Origin of the sequence: Nocardia brasiliensis ATCC 700358, from assembly GCF_000250675.2 — a bacterium.
Classification (GTDB): domain Bacteria; phylum Actinomycetota; class Actinomycetes; order Mycobacteriales; family Mycobacteriaceae; genus Nocardia; species Nocardia brasiliensis_B.
In genome coordinates this window covers 3984744-4006608 of record NC_018681.1, presented here as the reverse complement: position 1 = coordinate 4006608, position 21865 = coordinate 3984744, and the positions used below count along the sequence as shown (strand labels likewise).

The window sequence follows — 21865 nt, the reverse complement described above, 5'->3', positions numbered from 1 at the left end:
AGTGTCGACGTGAAGGGCGGTCGTCAATGCTGGTGCGAGTGCAGAACGCCGCGGGCACCAATGCCGAGCGCGCGCTGATCGATTGGCTGCGCACCTGGAAGGACCCGGGCAGCCCCAAGGGCGTCGCCACGATCAACTGCAGTCTGTTCCACAAGGATCGGCTGCATCAGTTCGACGCGGTGATCTGGACGCCGACCAGCTGCGTGGTGATCGAGGCGGAGGCGTTGGTGGCGCGGCAGGACGGCGTGCTGGAGATCCCGCTGAACGGCGCGTGGACGATCAACGGCGAGCCGGCCGCCATGGAGGGGCGCGACCGGCGCACGCCCCTGGAAAAGTCGCGTGAGCACACATTCGCGTTGCAGAACTGGCTGGCCGATCGCGGGCTCGGCCAGCGCGCGGTGCACGGGCTCGCGCTCGTCGTCCCGCTGCGCGGTGCGCAGCTGAAGATCCAGCAGGCCTGGAGCGACCCGAGCTTCGACGTGATCCTCGGCGAGGACCCCGCGCGGCTGCGGCACTATTTCGATGTGCTGGCCGAGCAGGAGAAGCACCTGTGGACGGCGAACGATGTCGCGGTCGCGTTCCGTGGCCTCGGCATCCTCCCCTACCTGCCCGCCCCGCAGGAACTGCTCAACGAGGGCTTCCTCGGCCCGATCGACATCACGCTGTGGCACGGCGGCCCGAATCAGGCGCAGGCGGAGGCGTACGCGGAGGAACTGGCCCAGGCCGAGCGGGAGGCGAGCAAGCCGATCTACGCGGTCGAGGCGCCCTGGTACAGCCCGTGGAAGCTGTATCCGCGGGAAACCCGGGACATGGACTTCGGCCGGGCCTTCATGCGCATCACCCTCGCGGTGGGCATGTTGATCGCGTTCGCGTGGCTCCTGTGGTTCGTCATCAGCGCGGTGCTGACCTACGGCCCGTAATCGTTGGTCAAGGCTTACGGCCACACGTCACGGCTTGCGCGCCAACGCGATTCGGGGCGCCTCCGGGGCCGGATCGCCGAGTTGCGCTTCGCGTTCCACCACCAGTGCGACGTGCAGCCGGGACGGGCAGTCGAGCTTGAGCATCACCTGCCGGACGTGGTTCACCACGGTCCATTCGGAGATCCGCAACTGGGTCGCGATCATCCGGTTGGTCATCCCGGTCGCCACCAGTGTCGCGATCTCGCGCTGCCGGTTCGTCAGGGCGGCCAGCGGGGAATCTTCCGGGTCGGGCAGCGTGGGCGCGTTCCGCGCGTAGGCGACCGCCTCGGTCAGGGTCGATTCCGCCGCCAGCCGCTGGATCTCACGGAACTTGCTCTCGCCCACCGCGTTCCGGTTCTCCGCCAAGCGGGGCGCGGGATCGCCCGCGCCGAGCAGCGGGATCCCGTGCGTGGCCCGCAGGTGACGGGCCGCGAGGAGCAGGGTCAACGTCGGTTCGGCATACTCGACGCCGACCGCGTCGTAGGCGCGAGCACAGCCTTCGAGCGCGACGATCGTCTGCAGCACATGGGTGGACAGGTCGTTGTTCGCCAGATTCTCCCGGTACAGCGACTGGGCGCGATCCGCGGTCAGCGGCCCGATCTGTGTGCGCGCCAAGGTGTTCAGTCCGATCAGGCGCGCGGTGCTGTCCAACTGCCGGATCCGATCCCGGATCTCGGACCAGGCCGCGGTATCGCGCCGCGGCGGATCGGGCAGCGTCACCAGGCGCAGGGACAGTTCGATCCGCATCGGCCACGGACCGCCGAGTTCGTCGCGGTAGCGCGCCGCCATTCGCAACAGGTCCCGGGCGGTGTCGTGCTCCCCCACCGCGGCCAGCGCCACCGCCAGCGGCACCGCCGTCCGGGCCGCGTCCAGGGGACGGTCGAAACGCCGGTATGCGGCAACAGAACTCGTGAGCAGATCGACGGCCCGGCGCAGCCGGCCCGAGCGACCCGCCCAGACGCCGAGCACCTCGAGGCACAGCGGCGCCGTCACGCCGGGCGTGAGCGTCGTCCGGTCGCTCATCTCCAGCGCCTTGGCCAGCACCGACTCCAGCTCGGCCTGATAGCCGTGCTGGATCCACGCCGATTCCAGCACCGCCGCGAGCCGGACCGCCTGTTCGGGTTGGCCGGTGTCGATCAGATAGTGCAGTGCGGCAAGGAAGTCCGCGATCAGGCGGCCCGCGGTGGCCAGCGCGACACCGCGCTGCTCGTGCTGCTCGAACTGCGGGCCGATGGTCTCGGCGAGCCGACCGAGGCGGTGTACCTGGTCCGCACGAATCTCCTCGGCCCGCGCCGGGTCCGCGCGCAACGCGTGCCGGCAGTAGGCGCGCACCGGCGCGAAGAGCCGGTAACCGTTGCCTCGCGGGCCACTCACCGTGTGGTCGAGCAGGCTGCGCTGCACCAGGTCGGCCAGCGCCGCCGCGGCCTGCTCCTCGCCGATACCCACTGCGAGACAGGCGGTGTCGGTATCGATCACCGACTCGTACAGCGAAAGGCGCAGCAGCAGCTCGAGCGCCTCGGGCGCGAGGTCGCGCAGACCCCACTCGACCGCTCCGGGCAGGGACCGATGCCGGGCCGGGACGTCCACATACCCGGGTGATTGCAGCTCGCCGCCGGCTTTGATCTGCTGCAGGGTGCGCACCGGGCCGATCCGGGCGATGGTGCCCGCGGCCAGCTCGAGCGCCAGCGGCACCCCGTCCAACTCCGCCACGATCTCGTCCACGACCAGCCGATCCGCCATGGTGGCCGACCCGCGGTAGTGACTGTCGATGCTGTCGAGCAGCAGTTCCGCGGCGAAGGAGGAGCCCGGGTAGTAGTCGCCACTACCGGTGTCGGTGGGCAGCGGACGCACGCACAGCACGCATTCGCGGTAGAGCCGGAACGGAATCCGGCTGGTCGCCACGACGATCAGGTTCGGGCAGCACGCGAGCAGGCGCACGAGATCGGTGGAGATCCGCTCGACTACTCGATCGCAGTTGTCCAGCAACAGCACCAGGGGGTGCTCGCCGAGCCGATCCACCAGCACGTCGAACGCGGTGTCGCGTCCGGGTGTCGCGGCGGCCGAACCCGGCAGTACCCGATTCGCCGACGCCAGCACCGCCTGCCAGACGCCACCCGGGTCGTCGCCGTCCACGAGATCGACCGCCGCCCGGCGACGTCCGTCGAGTGTGGTGTCCGACAACGCTTCCCGGGCCAGCACGGTCTTGCCGACGCCGGCCGTTCCGGTGAGGGTCAGCAGCCGAACGCGCGGATCGCTGAGCAGACGCCCCATTTCGGCCAGCTCGGCCGCCCGTCCGACCACCGTCGGAAGCCGATAGGTGCCAGCCAGCGACGGCTGGACATCATCGCCCACCATGGGTACCTCTCAGTCACTGCCCCGGCACCGACGACCATCACGAATACGCCAGAGCCACATTGCATCCAGGCCGACCGAGCCGAGATCCTCGATCTACGAACCCTTTTGTTCGCCGATCGAACACGACGATACCAAGCCCGCGCAACCCTGCGGGCGGTTCAGCGCATCTTGCCCGGTTCCGTCGAGTTCGCCTGCCGCCGTTCCGGTTTCGGGCACAGCACCATTACGGGCAGGTTGGGTCGAGTGACCATTGACATCCGGGGCGGCTGTGGATATCGAGCCGTCCACCGGTGCGATCCTGTCACTGTCTATCGTCGATCGGTGCCAGGATCGCGACAAGACGTCATTCCACGGGGCGTACCCACCCTCGGCGGTATCGCGGTGGGCGCCACCGTGGCCGGCGCGCTGCCCGCGACGTTTCCACCCGACGGCGGCCCCACTGCGCTGGACCGCGCGCTGGCAACCCCGATCCGTGCCGCGCTCGACGCCCGGCCCGGTCTCGCGGAACTCTTGGTCGTCCCGAGCAACGCCTATATCTTGCTGCCGCTGCTGGCCATCGCCGCCGGCTGGTTCGCCTACCGACGGCACTGGCGCAGCGCGGCCCTCATGCTCGCGGTCCCCGGCTCGGCGGTCGCGCTCAACGCCTGGGTGTGGAAACCGCTGTGGCATCGGCAACTCCACGACTATCTGGCCTATCCCAGCGGCCACACCGTGCATCTGGTCGCGATCGCGACCACGTTCTTCGTGCTCGTCGATACCACGCGCGCACGCCTGAGCACGGTCGCCGTCGCGATACCGGCGCTGCTCGCTGCGGCAATCGGCATGATCGGACTGGACTATCACCTGCCCACCGACATCATCGGCGGCACGGCGGCCGCGGTGGCCATGGTGCTGACGTTCTGCTGGGCGGCGCGACTGTTACCGGGCGATACCGCGCCCCAACGCAATTCGCCCTGATTCCGCCCGAAGGGATTGCACACCGGACAAATCCGGCTAATCTCTACTACCAACGGTAGTAGTCATCCGAGGGGATCACATGAGCAAGCTGCAGGGCAAAGCCGCCCTGGTCACCGGATCGAGTCGCGGCATCGGGCGCGGGATCGCCCGCCGCCTCGCCCGGGACGGCGCGTTGGTGGCGGTGCACTACTCGGCCGATGAGGTGGCGGGCAAGGAAACCGTGCGGCAGATCGAGAGCGCGGGCGGCTGCGCATTCTTGGTCCAGGCCGACCTCGCCACCACGGAGGCGATACCGGAGCTGTTCGCCGCGCTCGAGGTGGAACTACGGGTGCGCGCCGGCGCGCCGACGCTCGACATCCTGGTCAACAACGCGGCGCATACCGGCTTCGAGGTCGCGACACCCGAAGACGTCACACCCGAACTGTTCGATCGCACCATCGCGGTGAACGCCCGAGCGCCGTTCTACCTGACCCTGCGCGCGCTGCGGCTGATGCCCGAGGGCGGGCGGATCGTCAACATCTCCTCCGGCCTGACCCGCACCTCCTTCCCGTCGCAGATCTGCGACGCGATGAGCAAAGGCGCGCTCGAGCAGATCACCGTGCAATTGGCCCGCTACGTCGCGCCGCGCGGGATCACGATCAACACGGTCGCGCCCGGCGTGACCGATACCGGCGGGCCGGTCTTCGCCGATCCCGCCGCCGTCGCGGAACTCGCCGAATGGTCCGCGTTCAACCGGGTCGGCGAGGTCGGCGATATCGCCGACGTGGTCGCCTTCCTCGCCTCCGACGACGCCCGTTGGGTCACCGGCTCGTACATCGACGCCACCGGCGGCACCCTGCTCTGACCCCGTTCCCATGGTGCGCGCCGGAAAAGGATGGTAGAACTTGTTCTAGTTTCGGCGATGGGAGCGCGTACGGTGCGGTACGGAATTGTGTTGTTCACCAGCGATCGGGGCATCACGCCCGCGGAGGCGGCGGTGGCCGCCGAAGGTGTCGGTTTCGATACCTTCTACGTACCGGAACACACGCACATTCCCGTGGTGCGGGCCGCGGCGCACCCGCGGACGGGTGACGCGAGCCTGCCCGACGATCGCTACCTGCGCACGCTCGACCCCTGGGTCGCGCTGGGCACCGTCGCCGCGGTCACCAGCCGGATCGGGCTCTCGACAGCGGTCGCGCTGCCCGCCGAACATCATCCGATCACCCTGGCGAAGACCATCGCCTCGCTCGACCACCTTTCCGGCGGACGCGTCAGCCTCGGCGTCGGATTCGGCTGGAACACCGACGAACTCGCCCATCACGGCGTCCCCCCGAACAAGCGCCGGACCGTGCTGCGCGAACACCTGGACGCGATGCGCGCCATCTGGACCGAGGAAGAAGCCAGCTTCGCCGGCGAGTTCGTGCAGTTCGGCGCGAGCTGGTCCTGGCCCAAGCCGGTGCAGAAACGCATCCCGGTGCTGCTCGGCGCGGCGGGCACGGAGAAGACCTTCGGCTGGCTGGCCGACCACGCCGACGGGTGGATCACCACGCCCACCGAGGACGGGCTGGACTCCAAAATCGCACTGTTGCAGCGGGTCTGGCGCGAACACGAGCGCGCGGGTAACCCCGAGATCGTCGCCCTCGCGGGCCGCCACAACGCGGAGCAGTTGGCGCAGTGGGCCGACTTCGGCGTCACCGAAGTCGTTTTCGGCATGCCGGATCGTTCACCCGAGGAAGTGCAGGCCTACCTGGCGCGGCTTGCGGGAAAGCTCGGGATCGGGTGAGCACTGGGACGGTGCACGCCCTCTGATCAGCCGCACGCCTTCCGCGTTCCCGCACGTCTTCCGCGTTTCGCGCACGTCTTCCGCGTTCCCACACCCGCTGTGCCAGTCCACAGCGGGTGCAGGAACGCGGAAGGCGTGCGCGAATCGTTACTAGCTCGGGCGCGCGCACCGGCTTCGGAGCGCTCGTGGGGATGCTCGGCCCGCGCGGACCTCCCGCGCGGGCCGGGCACACCGGTTCAGCGCAGGTCGCGGCGGCGGAAGGCGAGCAGGCCCGCCGCGAGCAGCGCGGCCGCGATGCCCAGCAGCCAGAGCACGGGCGCGATCTCGAACGGCGCGCCGGGCAGTTTCGGCGGATGCACGAACGGCACCAGATCCACCACCCATTGCGGCAGCCCGTCGAGCGAGCCGACGAAGAAGATGACGACCAGGACGCTGAGCACACCCCAGGCCACCGGAGTGAAGCGCGGCGCGAAGCCGTACAGCGCCACCGCGATGCCGGTGCACACCCACACCGCAGGCACCTGGACGAGCGCCGCGCCCAGCGTATCGGCCACCTTGCCGAGCAGATCACCGTCCGTTGCCCCGTACACCACCCCGATCGCGAGACCGGCCACGGACAGGAGCAGCACCGGACCGAGCAGCGCGAAAGCGATGTGGCTCAAAGCGTATCGCTCGCGGCCGACCGCACCGGCGAGGGTGGACTCGACCCGCTGACTGGATTCCTCGTCGTGCAGCCGCAGCGTGGCCGAGAGCGAGTAGGCCGCGGCGCCGGCTGCGAGCAACGTGAGCGCCAGCGTGACGAACGAATCCTGCAGCATGGTCGAACCACCCATCCGGGTGATCGCGTCGTGCACGGTGTCGTTGTCGCCGAGCATGTCCCCGACGCTCTTGATCGCACCGCCCATCAGCAACCCGTACAGCAGGAACCCGATGGCCCAGAACACCATCGACCCGCGCTGCAGCCGCCAGGCCAGGCCGAGTGGGCCGGCCAGCGACGGTGCGGCGCTCGGCGGCCCGGGCCGCTCCGCGACCAGCCCCGAGCCGGTATCGCGGCGACTCAGCAGCAGATACGCGGCCGCCACGGTGAGCACCGCGAGCAGCAGCAGCGGAATGAGCACCCACCAGCGTTCCTGTGCGAACGCGCGCATCTGGATGCACCATCCCAGCGGCGAAAACCAGGACAGCACACCGTTTCCCGCATCGCCGATGGCACGTAGCGCGTACGCCGCGGCGAGTGCGCCGAGGGCGATCCCCCGCGCGATCCGCGAGCTGGTACTCACCTGCGCGGCCGCGGCGGCCACGCCGGCCCAGGCGAGCCCGGAACCGGCCAGCGTCGCCGCGTAGGCCACCGAGCCCGCGATCGGCAGATCGTTGCTGTACAACATTGCGGCAGCGATGATTCCGACCAGCACACAGCCCGCGGTGGTCAGCACCAGCGCGGCGGACAGGCCGGCGTAACGCCCGATACTGGTCGCGCCCACCAGTTCTGCCCGTCCGGTTTCCTCTTCGACCCGGGTATGCCGGATGACGGTGAGGACGGTGGCGATCGCGATCATCGCGAAGAACGGACCGGCCTTCCACAGGTACATCGAGCCGGGCTCCGTGCTGAACACCGGACCGTACATGGCGATCAGCGCGGGGCTGTCGGTGATCGTCTTCGCGTAGTTCGCCAGGTCGGCGGCCGAGGAGTAGACGCCTTTGGTCGCCGAGACATAGAACGCGGGCAGCATGCCGAACGCGATCACCCACAGCGGCAAGACGATTCGATCACGGCGCAGGTACAACCGCAGCAATTGGCCGGTGCCGGCGAAGTCGGCCGAGCCACGCGCGGCGGGGGCGGCGTAGTGCCTGCCCGCGGCAACGGTCGTCATGCCCGCACCTTCTCCCCGCTCTGTGCCGGGTCGGCTGCCGAGTCGTCGGCGCCGACGTGATAGTGGCGCAGAAACAGTTCCTCGAGCGTCGGCGGAGCGCTGGTCAGGCTGCGCACGCCGGTATCGCCCAGCACCCGGATCAGTTCGCCGAGATGCTCACCGTCGACCTGACAGCGCAAGGTCTTTCCGTCCCACTGGATATCACCGACGCCGGGCAGCCGATCGAGATCACCCGGGTCGCCGACCAATTCGGCCGTGATCGAAGTCCGCGACAGATGCCGCATCTGCGAGAGCGTGCCGCTCTCCACGGTCCGCCCCGAACGGATGATGGTCACCCGGTCGCAGAGCACTTCGACCTCGGAGAGGATGTGACTGGACAGCAGCACCGTGGTGCCGCGGTCCTTGGCCTCCTGCACGCATTCGCGAAAGACCTGTTCCATCAACGGATCCAGGCCGGAGGTCGGCTCGTCCAGCAGCAACAGGCGCACATCCGAGGCGAGCGCGGAGATCAGCGCGACCTTCTGCCGGTTGCCTTTGGAGTAGGTGCGCGCCTTCTTGCGGGGGTCCAGGTCGAAGCGCTGGATCAGCTCCTCGCGGCGTTCGGCGTTGATACCGCCGCGCATGCGGGCGAGCAGGTCGATGGTCTCGCCGCCGGACAGCGACGGCCAGAGCGTGACATCGCCTGGCACATAGGCTAATTCGTGATGCAGGGCGACCGCATCGGCCCACGGGTCGCGGCCGAGCAGCTCGGCGCGCCCGGCGGTGGCGCGCAGAATGCCGAGCAGCACCCGGATGGTGGTCGACTTGCCCGCGCCGTTCGGGCCGAGGAAGCCGTGGATCTCTCCTTCTCTGACGGTGAGATCCAAGCCGTCGAGCGCGGCCACATGGCCGAACGTCTTACGGAGATCAGCGATTTGAATGACCTCGGACATCAATGCTCCTTGGTGAAGGTGTCCAAAAGCGTGGGGTCGGTGAGAATGCCCTGGGTGTAGAACTCCAGGGCCGGAGGGGTGAGCTCTTCGGTCAGCTCACGAATGGCCTTACGGAAATCGAGCTTTTCGCCGGGCTCCTGGTGCATCTGCATCCAGAGCAGCGTCGCGCCGACATTGAGCGTCATCAGATACCTGGCCCGCGCCGCGGGATCGCGGCTCGGCTTGATCGCGCCCGCCTCGACGCCCTGCTGGATGTAGACCTCGGCGTCCTCGACCATGTGCTCGAACAGCGACCTCGCCATCGGGCCTCCGGCCTGCAGGCTGCGGACCATGTAGGCGACCAGCGGCGCGTACTCCTCGATCTCGGCGAGGGCGGCCAACATGCCCTTCGCGACGCTGCCCGCGGTGATCGTCTGGACCTTCTTGTCGCGAATCAGCTGCTGCACCCGCGCGTCACAGGCGGCGCGCAGACCGTCCTTCGAGCCGAAGTGATGGTTCACCAGGCCCGGTGACACGCCCGCCGCCTTCGCGATGGCTCGCACTCCGACCTGGAAGCCCTGGTCGCCGAAGACCTCGATCGCGGCGTCGCGTATTCGGGCCGCGGTGGTCAGATCCGTGGCGGGTCCTTGCGATAGGGACTGTTCGTTAAACACATGTTCAATATACTAAACACGCGTTCAATCAACCACAAGAGTCTGCCCGGAATGTCGTGTCAACAGTCACGGTTTGCCCGGCCCACATCGGGCTAATGTCGAGTTATGACTACCGGCACCGGCACCGCAACGACGGCAGATCACCTACGCGCAGCGCTCGACGGACCGTGGGGCGAGATCCGGGAGCAGGCTCGCGTCCAGCTCGCGGACGACAAATTCGCCGGAGATTCCTACCTCGACTACAAGGCGGCGCGGGCCCGGGTGCTCGAGCAGATGCGGGCCATCGCGACGATGGGCTACGCCGAGCGCGGCTTCCGCCGGGAGAACGGCGGCACCAGCGAACCGGGCGCCGCGGTCACCGGACTCGAGATGCTCGCCTACGCGGATCTGTCGCTGTGGGTGAAAGCCGGTGTGCAGTGGGGATTGTTCGGCGGCGCGGTGGAGAACCTCGGCACCGAGCGCCACCGCGAGTACATCAAGCGACTGCTCTCGCTGGATCTGCTCGGCTGTTTCGCGATGACCGAATCCGGGCACGGCAGCGACGTCGCCAACCTCGAGACCACCGCGACCTACGATCCCGAGACCCAAGAGTTCGTGGTGCACTCGCCCACCCCGTCGGCGCGCAAGGACTACATCGGCGGCGCGGCCGAACACGCGCGGATGGCAGCGGTTTTCGCGCAGCTCATCACGCAGGGCAAGAACCAGGGCGTGCACTGTCTGCTGGTGCCGATCCGGGACGAGGCGGGCGCGGACCTGCCCGGCGTGACCACCCTCGACGACGGCCTCAAGGGCGGGTTGCCCGGTGTCGACAACGGCCGCATCGTGTTCGACCACGTGCGGGTGCCGCGCGAGAACCTGCTCAACCGCTACGCCGACGTCGCACCGGACGGTACCTACAGCTCCGAGATCGAGAATCCGAGCCGCCGCTTCTTCACCACGCTCGGCACGCTGGTGCGCGGGCGGGTCAGCGTGGGCGGCGCCGCCGCGGCCGGTGCGCGGGTGGGGCTGAGCATCGCCGTGCGCTACGCGGAAAAGCGCAGGCAGTTCTCCGATCCGGACAGCGGCCAGGAAACCGTGCTGCTCGATTACCGCAGCCATCAGCGCCGGTTGCTGCCGCTGGTCGCGAAGTCCTACGCGCTCGCCTTCGCGCAGAACGACCTCGTCCGCCGCATGCACCTGGTGCAGACCGGGCAGGACCTCAACCCCAGCTCGCAGCGCGCGCTGGAGAAGCGCGCCGCGGGCCTGAAGGTCGCGCAGACCAGGCACGCCACCCGCGCCATCCAGGAATGCCGCGAAGCCTGCGGCGGTGCAGGCTATTTGACCGAGAACCGGCTCGTCACGCTGAAGGCCGACACCGACGTGTTCACCACCTTCGAAGGCGACAACGTGGTGCTCACCCAGCTGGTCGCCAAGGAACTGCTCACCGCGTACTCCGACGAGATCCGCGACCTCGACGCGCTCGGCTGGGTCAAATTCGCCGCCACCATGGCGCGCGACGAGGTGCGCAAGCGCTCGGGCGTACGTCAGCTGATCCAGACCCTGCGCGACGGCTCCGACGATACGGTCGACGACGGCGACCTGTCCCGCCGCGCGGTGCAGCTGCAACTCTTCGCCGACCGCGAGGACTACCTGGTGCGCACCGCCGGTCACCGCCTGCGCGCCCGCGCCGAGGACACCAGCCCGTTCGAGGCCTTCAACAACGCGCAGGACCACATCCTCGCGGCGGGCACCGCACACATCGATCGGCTCGTTCTGGAAGCGTTCATCGAAGGCATCGAGGATATCCACGATCCCGACGCGCGCACTCTCGCCGAAACGGTATGCGACCTCTTCGTCTACTCGACGCTGGAGGAGAACTCCGCCTGGTACATCATGCATCGCTTCATGTCCGTCGAGCGGGCCAAGGGCGTGCGCCGCGGGGTCAACGAGCTCGTCGACCGGTTGCGGCCCGACGCGCTCACCCTCATCGAAGGCCTGGGCGTGCCGGAGTCGATGCTGCGGGCCGCGATGCTCGACGACGCGAGCGTCTACGAACGCGGGTGAACCGGCTGCTCATCGGATGCGCTGCGACTGATCAGTTTTCGAGAAGCGTTGCCCAGTGCCTGCTTCATAGCATGGGAAACAACGCAACACCGATCAGGAGGAACATCCGATGAGCACCACCACCGCCCAGGTCACCGCCCCCGCCACCAAGTCCTACGAGGGTTTCACCGCCGAGGAACGCGACGCGATGAAGCAGCGCGCCAAGGAATTGAAGTCGGCTGCCCGGCGCACCTCTCGCGGGGCCAAGGCGGACGGCGAAGCCGAAGTGCTCGCCAAGATCGCGGAGATGCCGGACGCGGACCGGGCGACGGCCGAACGAGTGCACGCGCTCGTCAAGGCCAACGCGCCCGCGCTCACGCCGCGGCTCTGGTACGGCATGCCCGCGTACGCCGCGGACGGCAAGGTCGTCTGCCATTTCCAGCCCGCGGCGAAGTTCAAGACCCGCTACTCGACCTTCGCGTTCAGCGATCCGGCGCACCTCGACGAGGGCACCATGTGGGCGAGTTCCTTCGCGATCACCGAGCTGACCGCCGAGGACGAGGCGATGCTGGGCGCGCTGGTGCGCAAGGCCGTCAGCTGAGCGTGGGGCCGGTCAGTCCGCGCGGAGTTCTTCGATCCGCTGCCGCAGTTGGTCGAGCAGCTTGTCGGGATCGTCGAAATCCGCCGGATCGATCGGGTCACCGAAATGGATGGTCACCTGCTGGCGGCGGTCGAAGGCCGGGCGGTCGCCGCGCGTGCGCCGCATCGGCAGCACCCGGTCGGTGCCGGTGGTGCCGACCGGAATGATCGGAACACCGGTCGCCAGCGCCAGTTTCGCCACACCCGGCTTGTAGGGCTCGTGCTCGCCGGACGCGACCAGCCGTCCTTCCGGATAGATGAGTAGCACGCCACCGTGCCGGAGAATCTGCTCGGCCTGCGACAGCGCGGCCTGCCCGGATTCGCTGTTTCGCCGCAGCACCGGAATATGGCCCAGCCGACGCACCAGCCAGCCGACCACCGGCCACGACCACAGCTCCGCCATGGCGATCGCGATCGCCCGGCGGCGCAGCGCGCCCCACAGGAATACCGCGTCCAGCATCGAGATGTGGTTGCTCGCCACGATCACCGGACCCGACTTCGGTATCGACTCGCGGCCGAGCACCGTGACGCGCACGAACCGCGACCAGGCCAAGCCGCGCAGCACCCGGCGCACCAGCTTCGTGGTCACCCACGCGCGTTTTCCCAGACCCCGCGGCCGACGCTCGCCCTTGTCCATCTCCACCCCGCGATCTTCATCGAACTCGTCCAGCCTACCGACGCGCACCGACAGGTCGGTCGCTGGTGAATCAACGGCCACTGTGCGGCGATGACCGGTGTATACGTGCTCAGCGACGAGGAAACCCCCGGCCTCGGCCGGGGGTTTCGTCGTCGGATTATCGAATCGTGCTCAGCCCTTGATCAATTCGGGGGCCGAGGGATCGGTCTCGTCGACCGGCGTCTCCGCCACATGGTCGGCGGCGCGACTCGGCAGCAGCACCGCCATGACGATCACGACCACCGACACCGCAGCGGAGACGAGGAACGCCAGCCGCATCCCGTCGAGGTGCGCGGTGGCGATTTCGACACCGTCCTCGACCAGCTGGCTGCTGCGCGCCGACATGATCGTCACCACGAGTGCGGTGCCGAAGGCCGCGGCCACCTGCTGCAGGGTGCCCAGCATCGAGCTGCCGTGCGAGTACAGGTTGTGCGGCAGCGCGCCGAGGCCGAGGGTGAAGACCGGCGTGAAGGTCGCGGCCAACGCCACCATCAACAGCACGTGCAGAGCGATCAGCTGCCAGTACGGCATCGACATCGAGATCTGGGTGAACCCGGCCAGCGCGACGGTGATCGCGATCGAACCCGGGATCACCAGCCAGCGTCCACCGAACCGGTCGAACAGCCGGCCGACCGTCGGTCCGAGCAGACCCATCGCCAGACCACCGGGCATCACCAGCAGGCCGGTCGCCAGCGGGCTCAGACCGCGCAGGTTCTGCAGGTACAGCGGCAGCAGGATCATCGAGCCGAGCATCGCCATGAACGCGACCGACATCAGCACCAGCGCCTTGGTGTAGGTGCCTGCCAGCAGCACCCGCAGGTCGAGCAGCGGGGTGCCGTTGCGCTGCAGCCGCAGCTGCCGGAAGACGAAGGTGGCGATGAGTGCCGCGCCGGCGGCCACGATCAGCGCGGGCTCGGCGAGATTGTCGGCCTCGAACTTGCTGAGCCCGTACACCAGGCCGCCGAAACCGAGGGCGGCGAACACGACGCTGGACCAGTCGATGGCGCCGGCTTCCGGTTCTCCGACGTTCTCCAGCTGTCGCAGGCCGAGCCAGGTAACGACACCGGTGATCGGCAGCACCAGCACGAAAAGCCAACGCCACGAACCGACCTGGAGCACGAGCCCGGAGATCACCGGACCCATCGCGGGCGCCACCGAGATCGCGAGGGTGACGTTGCCCATCACCCGGCCGCGGTCCTGTTCGGGCACCACGGTCATCAGCGTGGTCATCAGCAGCGGCATCATCACCGCGGTGCCGCCGGCCTGGATGATCCGGCCGATCAGCAGCACCGCGAACGACGGCGCCACGGCCGAGAGCGCCGTGCCCGCGAGGAACACGCTCATCGCGACCGCGTAGGCCTGCCGGGTCGTGACCCGCTGCAGGAACCAGCCGGTGGTCGGGATGACGGCCGCCATCGTGAGCATGAACGCGGTGGACACCCACTGCGCGGCGCGCTCGGTGACTCCCAGATCGGCCATCAGACGCGGGATCGCGTTGATCATGATGGTCTCGTTGAGGATCACCACGAAGGTCGCGAGCACCAGCACCCGGATGACCAGCGGCGTCCGTCCTTTCGAGACGGAAACGGATGGGGCGGCGGGCATCGATACCTCCGGTGGGGCTTGGACAGTGACTGAAGACAGGTGGCGGAGGCTGTTCGAGCTTCGGTGCCACAGTGATGGAGACGGAACCGGTAGCTCGAACTAATCGGCCGCACATGAGTATTCCGGTCGGCACCGACACAAATCACCCGAATTTCTGGCGGGGCGAGCCATCGCATAGCGCAAACGCGCAGTTCAGAGTGGTCTCCGAGCGGCGGTCAAGATCGAATCGTGACCCTGGTCACCCTGCCGAGCCCGCACGGCGGCACCGTTTGCTCCGCGGTGCGACCTCAGCCCGCGTTCTCCCCCAGCGCCCGGACGAACAGGGCGATCTGGTCGGCGTAGTGGGCAATGAATTCGGGGCTGCGCGGATCGGTCCCGCAGACGCCCTCGAGCACGTGCGGCAGTGTGGTCGGCGCCATCGCCGCCGACATGAGCATCACGAGCAGGCAGGCCGGGTCCAGCGCGGCGGGCAGGCGGCCCGCGGCTTGCAGCTCGCGAATCTCGGCGACACTCTGCTCGAGCGTTCGTGCCCGCGCCGCATGGTCGGCATCGCTGTCGGGGCCGGTGTATTCGAGCCCGCCCCAGGCGAGCAACCGGACCCCGTCCGGGTTGTCCCGTGCTTCCAGGGTGTAGCGGCGCAGCTGTTCGGGCAGCGGCGTGCCGGGCGGGACCAATGCGCCGCGGCGCTCCTGCCAGCGCTGCGACATCGCTTGGTAGAGGCCCTCTTTGCCGTCGAAGTAGTACGAGATCAACTGCTGATTGACGCCTGCGCGGGTGGCGATGGCGGCCGTGCGCGCGCCTTGGAATCCGTGCGCCGCGAACTCGGCCTCGGCGGCGTCCAGGATCAGCTGCCGCGTGCGCTCGGGATCGCGTTTACGTTCCTGAGGCTGCGGGGATCGGCGGGGTTTGGCGGACGGCACGGGAACGATCGTACCCATGCATAGCAGTGTCACTCATCAGCACGAGTTAATCAATCAAACGATTGACACAGTTTCTCAATCGATTGATGATGGGTCGGTCATCCTCGCTGCGCAGAAAGAAGTCCGCCGTGCAAGCACAGCCCGATATCGAGCAGACCCCCGTTCTCATCGTCGGCGGGGGCATCACCGGCCTGTCCACCGCGCTGTTCCTGGCCAGGTCCGGGATCCGGCCGCTGCTCGTCGAGCGGCACCCGTCGACGGCGTTGCAGCCACAGGCGCGCGCCTTCAACCCGCGCACCATGGAGATATTCCGTGCGCTCGGCCTGGAGCAGGAGATCCGGGCGCGCGCGTCGATCCTGACCGAGCTGCCCGAGATGATCGGTGCGCAGACGCTGGCAGGCCCGGAGCGCTTCCGCGTCGACATCCTGTCCCAGGTCCGGCCGCCCGCGACGCTCAGCCCCACCGACTGGGCGATGATCGACCAGGACGAGTTGGAGCGCGTGGTGCGCGCCGCGGCCGAAAAGCACGGTGCCGCCATCCGATTCGGCACCGAGGTGCAGTCCGTCCAGCCCACCGGCGAAGGCGTGTCCGTCCGGGTCCGCGACCTCGCGAGCGGTGCCGATCACGATATCCACGCCGAGTACGTCGTGGCCGCCGACGGCAATCGCGCGGGCATCCGGACCGGGCTCGGCATCGGCGCAACCGGACCCGGCGAGCTGATCCACGTCGCGAACATCCTGTTCGACGCCGACCTGAGCGCGACCCTGCGCGAGCGCCGATTCCTGCTGGCGTACTTCGATCAGCCGACGAAGGGCACCGCGCTGGTGCCGAGCCGCGAATTCGGCCGGTGGTCGCTGGGTGTGCCATTCGGGCCCGAATCAGGCACGAGCGCAGCGGATTTCACCGAGGAACACTGCATCGAGCTGACCCGCCGAGCGATCGGCGACCCGAACCTCGCACTGACCCTGGTGGCTCCGGTCGCCGGGTCGGCACAGAAGATCACGACCACCCGGATCGGCGGCTGGGTCGCCGACGAATACCACTGTGGTCGTGTCTTTTTCGTCGGCGATGCCGCGCATGTCGTGCCGCCGACCGGTTCGTTCGGCGCGAACACCGGTATCGCCGACGCCCACAATCTGGCGTGGAAACTCGCCGCGGTACTCAAAGATCAAGCAGGACCAGCGCTTCTGGATACCTACGCGGCAGAACGACGCCCGGTCGCGCTCGTCACGCTCGACCAGGCGATGCAGCGGTTGCACGGCAGGCACGAAGGGACCGGCGACGACGCGGCCACCATCGACGACCTGACCATGATCTTCGGCTACCGATACCGTTCCGCGGCAATCCATGCCGAGTCCGAGATCCCAGACGGTCCGGTCGCCGACCCCCGCTACCCCACCGGCTGCCCGGGGCTGCGCGCACCGCACGTCCGGTTGGGCAAAGCGGGCGCGACCCTGCCCACCCTCGATCTGTTCGACGGTGACTTCACCCTGCTGGCCGCCACAGGTGGCGGAGCGTGGTTGGAAGCGGCCGAAACAGCCGCCGAGGCAATGGCTCTCGACCTTCGTGCGCACCACATCGGCACCGAATTCGATGATCTCGACGCCCGCTTCCCGGCGGCTTACGGTCTCTCGGCGACCGGTGCCACCCTGGTCCGACCAGACGGATTCGTCGCATGGCGCGCGCCGGAACTTCCCGAACACCCGGAACACGCTCTGCAACAGGCACTTACACTGCTGCTCACCGCCGATTCCAGCGTCGGCCGAACCTAGGCGGGCGATTCCAGCCCGACGATCCGCCCGTCCGGATCACGCACCGTCACCGCCTTCTTCGCGTAGGGACCGGGGTCGGCGGCGTTCAGTGCTTCGATCATCATGGTCGCCAGAACGTTTGCGGCGGTGGGGGGTTCGCGGTCTCGGGGGGTTGCGAGGTGCATGCGCCAGGTGAGGTCGGTTTCGGCGAGAGGGAGGGAGCGGACCCGCCGGTCGGTGCCTTCGTAGGCTGCGGGGACGATCGCGACGCCGAGTCCTTGGCGCACATAGTCGACTACGACTCGGCCGTCGCCCAGTTCGATGGCGACGTTGCGGGTGCGGTCGGCCGCCGCGAAGGCCCGGTCGACCACGGCCCGGCTGCCGAAACCCTGGGGCAGGTCCACGAAGTTCTCGCCGTCGAGTTCCGTCAGCGCGACGCTGCGCCGACCGGCGAGCGGATGGGCGGCCGGGACGAGCAACCGCATCGGGAAGGACTTCAGTTCGGTCAGCCGCAGCTTCCGGCCGAAGGGGCCCGGATCGGAAAGGATCGCGAGATCCAACTCCCCCGCGACCACGGCGGCGGCGAGGTCGTGCGAGCCGCCGGCGCGATGACTCAACCGCAGCCGCACCTCGGGATGTTTCGCATGCATTCTGCCGAGCACCGTGGGCAGGTCGAACCACGGCACCGAGGACATCAACCCGAGCCGGACTTCGCCACCGACGACGCCGCGGACCGCGTCCACCGCGTCCACCGCCTCCCGCACGCCGCCGATGATCGCCCGTGCGCGTGGCAGCAGAACCGCACCGGCTTCGGTCAGTGCCACCTCGCGGGACGTACGCCGCAGGATCTCGGTACGCAGCTCTCGTTCCAGCGTTTTGATGGCCGCGGACACCGCGGACTGGACGACGTGCAAGCGTGCCGCCGCCCTGGTGAAACTGCGCTCCTCGGCGACCGCGACGAAGTACTCGAGATACCTGAGTTCCATCCGTCAACTATCGCATTTGGTGATAGCTGGAAGAAGAATCAATCGTTGGACGTGAACGTTCCAGCGCTCGACCATGGAATCCGGTGGCCGGACCCGGCCACGACACCACGGAAGAGAGTGCACGCGATGACGACCACGTCTGTCGATACCCGCGGGAAGACCCGCACCGATCCGCCCGACTCGCGGCGGCACGACACCGGCTTCTGGTTGGTCACCGTGGCGTTCTGCGCGGCCGTCGCGCTCGCGATGGTGCCGACACCGCTGTATCCGCTCTACGCGCAGCAACTCGGGCTCTCGCCGCTGACGATCACCGTCGTCTTCGCCGTCTACGGCACCGGCGTGATCGTCAGCCTGTGCACGGTCGGGCACGTGTCGGACTGGATCGGCAGGCGGCAGGTGCTGACCCTGGCGATGTCCACGGAGGTGCTGGCGGCTCTCCTCTTCATCCTGCCGCCCCAGCTGCCCCTGCTGATCGCCGGACGGTTGATCACCGGCCTCGGGGTCGGCGCGATCACCGCGACCGCGACGGCCTACCTGCACGAATTGCACGTGCTGGCCCGGCCCCGCGACAGCGCGAAACGCTTCGAAATCGCCTCCCCCGCAGCCAATATCGGCGGACTCGGGGTCGGCGCGCTGGTGGCCGGCGCACTCGCCCAGTGGGCACCGTGGCCGCTGCGGACCACGTATGTCGTGTTCGTTGTGGTCCTGGTGCTGCTCATCGCGGCACTGCTCCGGTTCGTCCCCGAGACCGTGTCCGTGCCACGCTCGCTGCGACCGACGTACCGGCCGCAACGCGTGTCCGTCGTCGGGTCCCGGCTGGGCTGGACCGTCGCGGTGGTCAGCATCTTCGGGGCGTTCGCCACGTTCAGCCTGTTCGCTTCCTTGACCCCGGCTTTCCTCGCCGGGACGCTCGGCCAGCCGTCACGCCTGCTGGCGGGCGGCGTGGTGTTTCTGGTGTTCGGCAGCGCGCCGGTCGCCCAGCACGCGGCCATGGCGTTGACGGTGTCCACCCGGCTGCTGTCCGGCCTGCTCGGCGCCCTCGCCGGGCTCGTGCTGCTGGTCGCGGCCATGCTGCTGGGCAACCTGCCGCTGTTCCTGGCGGCCGGCATCGTGACCGGTGCGGGCGCGGGCGTCCTGATCCAGTCCGCCGTCGCCCGCACCGTGCGCACGGCCGCCCCGGCGAACCGGGGTGGTGCGGTGGCCGGACTGTTCCTGATCGGCAACGCGGGACTCGTCTTTCCCGCGATCGGCATGGGCATCGCCACCCAATTCGTCGACACCCGAGTGGCGATGACCGGTTTCGCGGGCGTGCTCGTCGCACTGCTCTGCGGTGTCGTGGTCGGCGCCCGCAGGATGCGCGGGACCGAGGGACATTGAGCCGCATGCGGCGGGCGCGAAGGCCGGGGATTCGCGCCCGCCGGCACGCGGTGAGCGAACTCATTGCCAGCCCGGATGCGAAGGTCGCCGGAAGGTGACTACGTTCGCGTGCATGGAATCAGACACGCTCCCGGGAGGCGACAGCACGGAGACGCGGGTCGATCACCTCGGTCGGCGGCGTCTGTTCCGCCGGGGACGGCGGGTGCCGGTGGTGAGCCAGGCGGTCGGTCTGCTGGTCGCCGACCGGCAGGCCATCGCCGACACCATCGTCGCGGCGCCCGCACCGCTGCAGCCGATCGATCTGACCGACGACGCGCGCGTCGCCGAGGTGCTCGACCTCGCCGTGCGCGTCGGCGAGGTGGTCATGGCCTCCGGCACCGGCGTCATCGACACCACTACCCAGGTCCAATTCATCGCCGCCACCTATGGTCTGGCGCGCTGCCATGTCGATGTCACCTACGACGCGATCAGGATCTCCGCGGACCGCGGGCCCCGGCTGCCGCCGGCGAGCACGATGCGGATCGTGCAGTACCGCTCGCTCGACTTCACCCGGCTCGCGGCGGTGGACCGGCTCACCCGGCGCATCCGCAACGAAGTGGTCGACCCCGAGGAAGCGCGCGCCGCGCTGGACGCGATCACCTCGGCGCCGCATCCGTATCACCGCTGGATGGCCACCTTCGGCTGGTCGCTGCTCGCGGCCGCCATCGCCGCGCTGCTCGGCGGCGGGATCGTCGTCGCCGCAGTCAGTTTCGGCACCACGCTGGCGATCGACCGGGTGAACCGGGTACTGAACCGCTACGGCCTGCCGTTCTTCTTCCAGCACATGGTGGGCGGCGCGATCGCGGCGACCCCGGCCATCGTGCTGGCCACCCTGGCCGAACCGCTCGGCATCGAAGTGGATCCGTCACTGATCATCGCGGCCGGAATCACCGTGCTGCTCAGTGGATTACAACTGGTCGGCGCGGTGCAGGACGGGATAACGGGCGCGCCGATCACCTCGACGGCGCGCATGCTCGAGGTGCTGATGATGACCGGCGGCATCATCGCGGGCATCGCGCTGGCGTTGCGGATCGGCGACACCATCGGCGCGACGGTGCCGCAGATCCAGCTGACGCCGGGGCCGGATCTCACCGACCTGCCGATCAAGATCATCGCCGGTGCCGTCGCGGCCCTCGCGTTCGCGCTCGCCTGCTATGCGGAGAAGCGCGCGCTCGCCGCCGCGGCGGGCAGCGGTGCCGCGGGCACGATCTGCTTCCTGCTCGTGCAGCAGGCCGGGTTCGGCCCGGTGCTCGCCTCCGGCGCCGCCGCGACGGTGATCGGCATGGCCGGTGGTCTGATGGCCCGCCGGGCACTCACGCCCCCGCTGGTCGTCGCGGTCGCGGGGATCACGCCGCTGCTGCCCGGCCTCAAGCTGTACCGCGGGCTCAATGCCGTGCTCAACGATCAACTCGCGACGGGCGCGAACCAGTTGCTCGCGGCCTTCGGCGTCGGTTGCGCCCTGGCCGCGGGCGTCACGCTCGGCGAGTGGTTCGACCGCACGGTGCGCCGGCCGCGCATCCTGCGGCGCTTCGGCGCGCTGCGCCGCCCGACGGTGCGGCGCATCCGGCCCGGCGGACGGTGGCGCAGGCCCGCACCCACTCAGTGAGGCAAGCACCTGCATCTCGGGAAGAGAACCGGTATGGTCGTACCAAGTTAGGGTAGCCATACCTGGCCGCCCGGGTGCCGAAGTGAGGTGGTCCGGTCATGTCGGAAGCGACACCGTTCTCGACGCAGATCCGTAGCGCCACGGCGCGCCAGCACGCCGACGCGGAGAACTCACGGTTCCTCAGCGACATGCTAGGCGGTGTGCTCGGCGTCGACTCGTATCACCGTTACACCGGCCAACTCTGGTTCGTCTACCGCGCGCTCGAGGCGCGGTGGGACACGCTTGCCGACGATCCGATCGCCGGCCCGTTCATCCGCCCGGAACTCGCCCGCACCGCCGAACTCGAACGCGATCTGGCGCACCTGATCGGCCCGCAGTGGCGCGACGCACTGACGCCGCTCCCCGCGACCGCCGCCTACGCCGCACGGATCGATGAGTGCGCCCGGGACTGGCCCGCGGGCTACGTCGCGCATCACTACACGCGCTACCTCGGCGATCTCTCCGGCGGGCAGGTCATCCGCGGCACCGCCGAGAAGCTGTGGAACCTGCCGCATCGCGGCGACGGCGTGCGCTTCTACGTGTTCGACGGCGTCGGCAATCCCGCCGTGTTCAAACGCGAATATCGCGGCCTGCTGGATCAATTGCCGCTCGACGACCTGGCACGCCGCCGGGTACTCGACGAGGGGCAGCGGGCGTTCGCCATGAACGCCGCGCTGTTCCAGGAGCTCGCCGCGGAGTTCCCCGCCGCGCAGTAG

18 protein-coding genes are annotated in these 21865 nt (G+C 68.8%); 10 read left to right on the top strand and 8 right to left on the bottom strand.

The genetic code is table 11. The features are described 5' to 3' along the window. Window positions 1–26 precede the first annotated feature (26 nt). Entirely contained in the window at window positions 27–920 is an 894-nt protein-coding gene (locus O3I_RS18055; RefSeq protein ID WP_014984391.1) for a nuclease-related domain-containing protein, read from the top strand. Between the two features lie 27 nt (window positions 921–947). Here the strand turns inward: O3I_RS18055 and O3I_RS18050 are convergent, their stop codons facing one another. Beyond that, window positions 948–3314 (bottom strand): ATP-binding protein, encoded by a 2367-nt coding sequence (locus O3I_RS18050; RefSeq protein WP_014984390.1) that lies wholly within the window; start codon window positions 3312–3314, stop codon window positions 948–950. Window positions 3315–3635: 321 nt separating this feature from the next. Here O3I_RS18050 and O3I_RS18045 point away from each other — a divergent pair, with 321 nt between their 5' ends. The 3 genes from O3I_RS18045 to O3I_RS18035 all read left to right on the top strand — a co-directional run bounded on the left by O3I_RS18045 (window position 3636) and on the right by O3I_RS18035 (window position 6033). After that, window positions 3636–4271: a phosphatase PAP2 family protein gene (locus O3I_RS18045; protein WP_237748324.1), complete on the top strand. Its 636-nt coding sequence runs from the start codon at window positions 3636–3638 to the stop codon at window positions 4269–4271. A 79-nt stretch (window positions 4272–4350) separates the two neighbouring features. Next, on the top strand, window positions 4351–5115 hold the full coding sequence (locus O3I_RS18040) for an SDR family oxidoreductase (protein ID WP_014984388.1): 765 nt from the start codon (window positions 4351–4353) through the stop codon (window positions 5113–5115). A gap of 72 nt (window positions 5116–5187) precedes the next feature. After that, entirely contained in the window at window positions 5188–6033 is an 846-nt protein-coding gene (locus O3I_RS18035; RefSeq protein ID WP_014984387.1) for an LLM class F420-dependent oxidoreductase, read from the top strand. A gap of 236 nt (window positions 6034–6269) precedes the next feature. Here the strand turns inward: O3I_RS18035 and O3I_RS18030 are convergent, their stop codons facing one another. The 3 genes from O3I_RS18030 to O3I_RS18020 are packed head-to-tail and all read right to left on the bottom strand — an operon-like array spanning window position 6270 to window position 9489. Next, window positions 6270–7904 carry an ABC transporter permease gene (locus O3I_RS18030; RefSeq protein ID WP_014984386.1) on the bottom strand — a complete coding sequence of 545 codons (1635 nt, stop codon included), beginning with the start codon at window positions 7902–7904 and terminating at the stop codon, window positions 6270–6272. Next, a complete protein-coding gene (locus O3I_RS18025; RefSeq protein WP_014984385.1) occupies window positions 7901–8836 on the bottom strand; it encodes an ABC transporter ATP-binding protein in 936 nt (311 codons plus the stop codon). Before O3I_RS18025 ends, O3I_RS18030 begins: the two co-directional genes overlap by 4 nt. Beyond that, window positions 8836–9489, bottom strand: coding sequence for a TetR/AcrR family transcriptional regulator (locus O3I_RS18020; protein ID WP_014984384.1), 654 nt, complete (start codon window positions 9487–9489; stop codon window positions 8836–8838). The genes O3I_RS18025 and O3I_RS18020 overlap by 1 nt, the downstream gene beginning before the upstream one ends. Before the next feature lie 105 nt (window positions 9490–9594). On the opposite strand from O3I_RS18020, the gene O3I_RS18015 reads away from it, so the two are divergent. Both O3I_RS18015 and O3I_RS18010 read left to right on the top strand, forming a co-directional pair. Next, window positions 9595–11532 (top strand): acyl-CoA dehydrogenase, encoded by a 1938-nt coding sequence (locus tag O3I_RS18015; RefSeq protein WP_014984383.1) that lies wholly within the window; start codon window positions 9595–9597, stop codon window positions 11530–11532. A gap of 109 nt (window positions 11533–11641) precedes the next feature. Next, on the top strand, window positions 11642–12112 hold the full coding sequence (locus O3I_RS18010) for an iron chaperone (RefSeq protein ID WP_014984382.1): 471 nt from the start codon (window positions 11642–11644) through the stop codon (window positions 12110–12112). Window positions 12113–12124: 12 nt separating this feature from the next. Here the strand turns inward: O3I_RS18010 and O3I_RS18005 are convergent, their stop codons facing one another. From O3I_RS18005 to O3I_RS17995, 3 genes are all read right to left on the bottom strand, one after another. After that, window positions 12125–12835 (bottom strand): lysophospholipid acyltransferase family protein, encoded by a 711-nt coding sequence (locus O3I_RS18005; protein WP_237748323.1) that lies wholly within the window; start codon window positions 12833–12835, stop codon window positions 12125–12127. Window positions 12836–12958: 123 nt separating this feature from the next. After that, window positions 12959–14431, bottom strand: coding sequence for an MDR family MFS transporter (locus O3I_RS18000; RefSeq protein WP_014984380.1), 1473 nt, complete (start codon window positions 14429–14431; stop codon window positions 12959–12961). Window positions 14432–14718: 287 nt separating this feature from the next. After that, the gene (locus O3I_RS17995; protein WP_014984379.1) at window positions 14719–15369 is read right to left on the bottom strand and encodes a TetR/AcrR family transcriptional regulator; all 651 of its coding nucleotides are present in this window, start codon (window positions 15367–15369) and stop codon (window positions 14719–14721) included. 68 nt (window positions 15370–15437) lie between these two features. Between O3I_RS17995 and O3I_RS17990 the strand changes: the two genes are divergently transcribed. After that, window positions 15438–17123: an FAD-dependent oxidoreductase gene (locus O3I_RS17990; RefSeq protein ID WP_202804947.1), complete on the top strand. Its 1686-nt coding sequence runs from the start codon at window positions 15438–15440 to the stop codon at window positions 17121–17123. On the opposite strand, the gene O3I_RS17985 is transcribed toward O3I_RS17990, so the two are convergent. Further along, the gene (locus O3I_RS17985) at window positions 17120–18088 is read right to left on the bottom strand and encodes a LysR family transcriptional regulator (RefSeq protein ID WP_014984377.1); all 969 of its coding nucleotides are present in this window, start codon (window positions 18086–18088) and stop codon (window positions 17120–17122) included. The genes O3I_RS17990 and O3I_RS17985 overlap by 4 nt on opposite strands. Window positions 18089–18214: 126 nt before the next feature. On the opposite strand from O3I_RS17985, the gene O3I_RS17980 reads away from it, so the two are divergent. From O3I_RS17980 to O3I_RS17970, 3 genes are all read left to right on the top strand, one after another. Then, window positions 18215–19465 carry an MFS transporter gene (locus tag O3I_RS17980; protein ID WP_014984376.1) on the top strand — a complete coding sequence of 417 codons (1251 nt, stop codon included), beginning with the start codon at window positions 18215–18217 and terminating at the stop codon, window positions 19463–19465. 112 nt (window positions 19466–19577) lie between these two features. Next, entirely contained in the window at window positions 19578–21110 is a 1533-nt protein-coding gene (locus O3I_RS17975) for a threonine/serine ThrE exporter family protein (protein ID WP_014984375.1), read from the top strand. A 98-nt stretch (window positions 21111–21208) separates the two neighbouring features. Further along, window positions 21209–21865, top strand: a complete 657-nt coding sequence (locus tag O3I_RS17970; protein ID WP_014984374.1) for a heme oxygenase (biliverdin-producing) — start codon at window positions 21209–21211, stop codon at window positions 21863–21865.